Genomic DNA, 5152 nt, shown 5'->3' on the forward strand with positions numbered 1-5152 from the left:
ACAACGGCGTGCTAATCGGAATTTTAACTAATCGCGATCTGCGCTTTGAAACGGACACCGCCGCGCTTGTGGGCGAAAAGATGACCAAAGCTCCGCTAATTACCGCTCCGAAGGGCTGCACGCTTGATGATGCAGAGAAAATTTTTAGAAACAATAAGGTAGAAAAGCTTCCGATAATCGACGCAAACGGCCACTTAGAGGGGCTTATTACGATTAAAGACCTCAAAAAGCGCATCGAATATCCAAGCGCTAATAAAGACAAATTCGGCCGCCTTCGCGTCGCCGCGGCAATCAGCGTAGGCCATCTGCAAAGAGCCGAAGCTCTCGTCAAAGCGGGCGTAGATGCGCTTGTAATGGACTCTGCGCACGGACACTCCAAAGGTATTATCGACACGCTTAAGGAGCTGAAGCGAAATTTTGACGTCGACGTAGTGGTCGGAAACGTCGCAAACCCCGCCAGCATAAAAGATATCGCAAACGCAGGAGCGGACGCGATTAAAGTAGGCATCGGCCCGGGCTCGATCTGCACTACGCGCATCGTAGCAGGCGTGGGCGTGCCGCAGTTTACCGCGATCAACGATTGCGCGATCGAGGCGGCTAAATTTGGAATTCCGATCATCGCAGACGGCGGCATCAAATACTCGGGCGACATCGCCAAAGCCCTAGCCGCGGGCGCAAGCTCGGTGATGATGGGAAGCTTGCTAGCAGGCTGCTACGAAACCCCGGGCGAGCTCATTACGTTTCAGGGCCGCCAGTACAAAACCTACCGCGGCATGGGATCGCTTGCGGCGATGCAGAAGGGAAGCTCGGATCGCTACTTTCAAGACGGTACCGCAAAAGAAAAGCTCGTACCCGAGGGCGTCGAGGGGCGCGTGCCTTACGCGGGTATGCTAAAAGACGTGATCTTTCAGCTGCTAGGCGGCTTGCGAAGCTCGATGGGATACTGCGGCAGCAAGGATATCGCGACCTTTCAGCAAAAGGCGGAATTCGTCGAGATCACGAGCGCAGGTCTTAAAGAAAGCCACGTCCACGACGTCATCATCACGCAGGAAGCGCCGAATTACCGAGTAAATCAGTGATCCTTCAAAGCAAAATTCAAAATTTCGACGAGCCGCTTTATCTGGAGAGCGGCCGCGTCTTTTCCAACTTCAAGCTCGCCTACGAAACATACGGCGAGCTAAACCCGGACAAATCAAACGTTATCGTCATCTGCCACGCCTTAACGGGTTCCGCGCACGCCGCAGGACTTTACGAGGGCGACGTTAAACCCGGCTGGTGGGACGGGCTCATCGGCGATCATAAAGCGGTCGATACGACGAAATTTTTCGTCATCTGCATAAACATCCTGGCTTCGCCTTTCGGCTCTACCTGCCCGCTCGACGTCGATGAAAGCAGCGGCCGCGAGTACCGCTTGCGCTTTCCGGTAGTGGTCGTCTCAGACGTCGTGCGCGCGCAGATGATGCTTTTAAAGCGCCTAGGTATCGCCCGCGCCCGCGCCGTTATCGGCGGCAGTCTGGGCGGCATGCAGGCGCTGTGCTATGCGATCGAATATCCGGAATTTGCGGATGAAATTTTCGTACTCGCAAGCACCTACGCCACGCAGCCTTGGGCGATCGCGTTTAATAAGATCGCGACCGAGGCCATCTTGCGCGATCCGAGCTTCAAAAACGGCAACTACGATAAAAATCTGATCGCCGAGCGCGGACTTGACGGCATGGCGGTGGGGCGCATGGCGGGGCATATTAGCTTTCTAAGCCCAAGCTCGATGCAGGATAAATTCGGGCGCAACTACGTTGAAACGGACGGTCTTTACGAAATCAACGGGCGCTTTCAGGTGGATCGCTACCTTGAATACAACGGCGAAAATTTCGCGCGCAGGTTTGATCCGCTGTGCTATCTCTACATCGCCAAGATGATGAATATATTTGACTGCACGCGCCACTACGGCAATCTCAAAAACGCCTGCGCGCAGATCAAATCTCGCCTGCACCTCATCTCTTTCAAGGGCGACGTGCTCTTTCCGCCGGAGCTAATGAAAGAAATTTACGACACGATGAGCGATCTAGGCAAAAAGGATCGCGCGAGCTACGCGCAGATCGACAGCGACTACGGACACGACGCGTTTTTGGTCGAGATAGAAAAATTTGATTACATCATAAAAAGGATTTTAGATGAGTGAGAGCTTTGAGGAAAAAATGGGGAAGATTAACGCGCTTTTAAAGAGCCTAAACGACAAGGATCTAAGCCTAGAAGAGAGCGTGAAGCTGTATAAACAGGGCGTCGCGCTGCTAAAAGAGGCGAAGGAAATTTTAGAAAACGCCAAACTCGAGGTCGCCGAAATAAACGCACCCGAGCAGGCTTAGGAGGCGACGATGATAAACGTATGCGTTTTGCAACTACCGACGCTTTCGATGAGCGAAAATCGGATCGATTACTATATGAAGGTCGCCAAAGACAACGGCGCGCGGATCGTGCTGCTGGGCGAATATGAGCTAAATTCCTTCTTTAGCGAGCTTAAAAAGATGCCCCGCTCCATCGCGTGCGAACAGAGCGAGCATAAACAGGAGCTGATGGCGCGGCTGGCCGCCAAATACGACCTACATATCGTAGCGCCGATAATCAGAGCCGCAAGTGGCGCGATTTTGAGGCAGGCGGGCATTTTCGGCGGCGCGGCTCAAAAAAGTGCGCGCTGCGGCAGCGAAAATTCTTTAAGCCTTAAAAGCGAGCCTGGTTGCAAAGGCGAGCTAAATTCCAAGAGCGATTTAAATTCCAACGATGGTTCAAATTCTAAAGGCGCTTTAAATTCCGCAAGCGAGCAGAGTTCCAAAGGCGGCTTAAATTCCTGCGGCGCAAAATCTTTAAATTTTAAAACCGCAAATTTAAAAAGCGCCTCCGAAGCCTCAAATGCTCTAAATTCCGAAGAAAGCCAAAAAGAAGCGAGCGAAGAGGAGATCTTTTGCGCGAGCGAAAACGAGCCCATCTGGGTGAAATCCTGCGCGAAATTTTCGCCCTCGGAGGTGAAATTTTACGATCAAAATATCCTGATGGATTATCCGCACTGGAACGAAGAGGGCTTTTTCGCCAACCGCAAAAGCCGCAAAATCGGTAAAATTTCGCCGATGATCTTTAGCGAGGGCGGCGTGAAATTCGGCGTGTGTTTCGGCTACGAGGCGCATTTTGATGCGTTTTGGCGCTATTTTATGCAAAAAAACGTCGGCTGCGTGCTCGTGCCGTGCGCTTCGACCTTTGAAAGCGGCGGGCGCTGGCGCGAGCTTTTGAAGATGCGCGCGTTTACGAACTCGCTCTACGTCATCCGCGCCAACCGCATCGGCGAGGCAAAATTCGGTGAAAGCGAGTTTAAATTTTACGGCGAGAGCTTCGTCGTGACCCCCGGCGGCGAGATCGCAAACGAGCTGAAAAACGAAGAGGGCGTGCTGATGTGCGAAGTGGACGCGGACGAGATCGCTGCGGCGCGCGGGCTGTGGAAATTCCGCAAAAATCTAGTCGGCAGGGGGCTTTTATGAACTACTTTCACAGACAGATCCAGCTTTGGGGCGAGCAGACGCAGCGCGCGCTTGCGGACAAGCGCATCCTGATCATCGGCGCGGGCGGGCTTGGAAGCAGCCTTTCTTACGCTCTGGGCGCAAGCGGTATCGGGCGGATCAGCGTCGTGGATTTCGACACGGTGGCGCTTCACAATATCCACAGGCAAATTTTATTCACGCTCGAAGACGAGGGCAAATTTAAAGCGGATGTTTTTAAAAGCCGCACGGAAAGCCGCTACGACGGCGTGAGCGTGAAGGTGCACAAAAGCCGCGCGGAGGAATTTTTCGCTAGCGCGACCGCCTCGGGCGAGAAATTTGATCTCATTTTGGATGCGACCGATAATCTCGCCACGCGCGCGCAGATCGATACGTTTGCTAAGCAAATAGGCGTACCGTGGGTGTTTGCCTCGGTGGACAGCTGGCAGTGCCAAGTCTGCTTCGTGCAGAATGCGGATTTTAAATTTTTCCCGAGCCTAAACGCGACACCTGCGGGCATAACGGCTGCTATAGTGATGTTTGCGGCGAGCTTTGAAGCAAACCTCGCTCTGCGCTACCTAGCGGGGCTTGAGGTCGAAAAGGACTTGCTTTACTACGCGAACTTTTTTGGCGGCGAGCTGGAAGTTAGGAAGATAAGATTGTAGTTTTGGCTCGGGCTAGTTTAAATTTAAGCCCGAGCTTGTGGGTTGACTTTATATCAAAAAGCTAACTTTGAGTATGTTGATTTAACTCTTCTTCTGTCATTTCATTCTCCTTAATATCTAGTTTTCATAAGATTCTTTTATTGCATTTTTTATCTCATCGGATGAGATATCGTCTATATATTTATCTAGCTTTTTTAAATTATCTTTATACGGCTGATCAAGCTTGCGACCGTCTTTATCTCTGGTATACATATGGATGGATACCGCTTCCATTTCATTTAACTCGCTTGCAAATTTCGTATATTCATAAACATCTTTAAATGTAGAATTTCTATCTTTGCAATATTTGCGATATACCGTCGTTATAAGCGAAATTTCACTTTTAGGTATATAATAAGTTGCATCGTAGTTTATTTTATAATAACTATCCAAACTATATATATAGTTTCTATGACAATCATCATATTTTCGTTTTAGAAATTCCGGACTCGGTTGTCCACCTACGTTATACTGTATAAGCAGCTTTAAAATCGGTTCGTAATTTGGAGTGCCCGGAAATGTATCATACAATGAAAAATCATATTCGGTAATATCAAATCCGTCCGTCGGTTCCGCTTTATCATTTAATATTCCTTCAGGCACGACCTTTTTAATATCGTTTCCGTACCTTAGACCTACCGTAGAGTTTTGAAATTTCCAAATATATGGCTTGTAGCCGCTTTCTAATGCCATCTTTGCTATCTCATACATATTCGTATTCGTAAGATATGAAAAGAAATAATTCGGCTCTCCTATACTAATCATAGGGTAGTCGGTCTCATAAATCAACGTAAAATTTCCATCGTCACTTATTTGCAAAGATTTTATATGGTTATAATTCGGCGGAAGCAGCCTATTTCTAACGACCTCCGCCTCTTCAAATTTAACCCCGTTGTCTAAAAGCAGTCTTACCGTTTTAGTAGCATT

The 5152-nt window shown here is 49.6% G+C and carries 5 protein-coding genes and 1 pseudogene; 5 read left to right on the forward strand and 1 reads right to left on the reverse strand.

Annotated features, from left to right (window positions below):
- From Q0236_RS11745 to Q0236_RS11765, 5 genes are all read left to right on the forward strand, one after another.
- Positions 1 to 1079 (forward strand): IMP dehydrogenase (locus Q0236_RS11745; protein WP_297918238.1); only part of this gene is annotated, 1079 nt, incomplete at its 5' end.
- The gene (locus Q0236_RS11750) at positions 1076 to 2179 is read left to right on the forward strand and encodes a homoserine O-acetyltransferase (protein ID WP_297918240.1); all 1104 of its coding nucleotides are present in this window, start codon (positions 1076 to 1078) and stop codon (positions 2177 to 2179) included. The genes Q0236_RS11745 and Q0236_RS11750, both read left to right, overlap by 4 nt.
- On the forward strand, positions 2172 to 2363 hold the full coding sequence (gene xseB, locus Q0236_RS11755; protein WP_297918244.1) for an exodeoxyribonuclease VII small subunit: 192 nt from the start codon (positions 2172 to 2174) through the stop codon (positions 2361 to 2363). The genes Q0236_RS11750 and xseB overlap by 8 nt, the downstream gene beginning before the upstream one ends.
- 9 nt (positions 2364 to 2372) lie before the next feature.
- The gene (locus tag Q0236_RS11760) at positions 2373 to 3524 is read left to right on the forward strand and encodes a carbon-nitrogen hydrolase family protein (protein WP_297918247.1); all 1152 of its coding nucleotides are present in this window, start codon (positions 2373 to 2375) and stop codon (positions 3522 to 3524) included.
- Positions 3521 to 4186, forward strand: a complete 666-nt coding sequence (locus tag Q0236_RS11765; protein ID WP_297918250.1) for a ThiF family adenylyltransferase — start codon at positions 3521 to 3523, stop codon at positions 4184 to 4186. Before Q0236_RS11760 ends, Q0236_RS11765 begins: the two co-directional genes overlap by 4 nt.
- Before the next feature lie 117 nt (positions 4187 to 4303).
- Here Q0236_RS11765 and Q0236_RS11770 read toward each other — a convergent pair.
- Positions 4304 to 5152, reverse strand: a pseudogene (locus tag Q0236_RS11770) (hypothetical protein); the annotation flags it as partial.

This window comes from uncultured Campylobacter sp. (assembly GCF_938031315.1).
Lineage (GTDB): Bacteria > Campylobacterota > Campylobacteria > Campylobacterales > Campylobacteraceae > Campylobacter_B.

Coding starts and splice junctions, on each gene's coding strand:
- xseB (WP_297918244.1), top strand. CDS start 2,172: ATGAGTGAGAGCTTTGAGGAAAAAATGGGGAAGATTAACGCGCTTTTA.
- Q0236_RS11760 (WP_297918247.1), top strand. CDS start 2,373: ATGATAAACGTATGCGTTTTGCAACTACCGACGCTTTCGATGAGCGAA.
- Q0236_RS11765 (WP_297918250.1), top strand. CDS start 3,521: ATGAACTACTTTCACAGACAGATCCAGCTTTGGGGCGAGCAGACGCAG.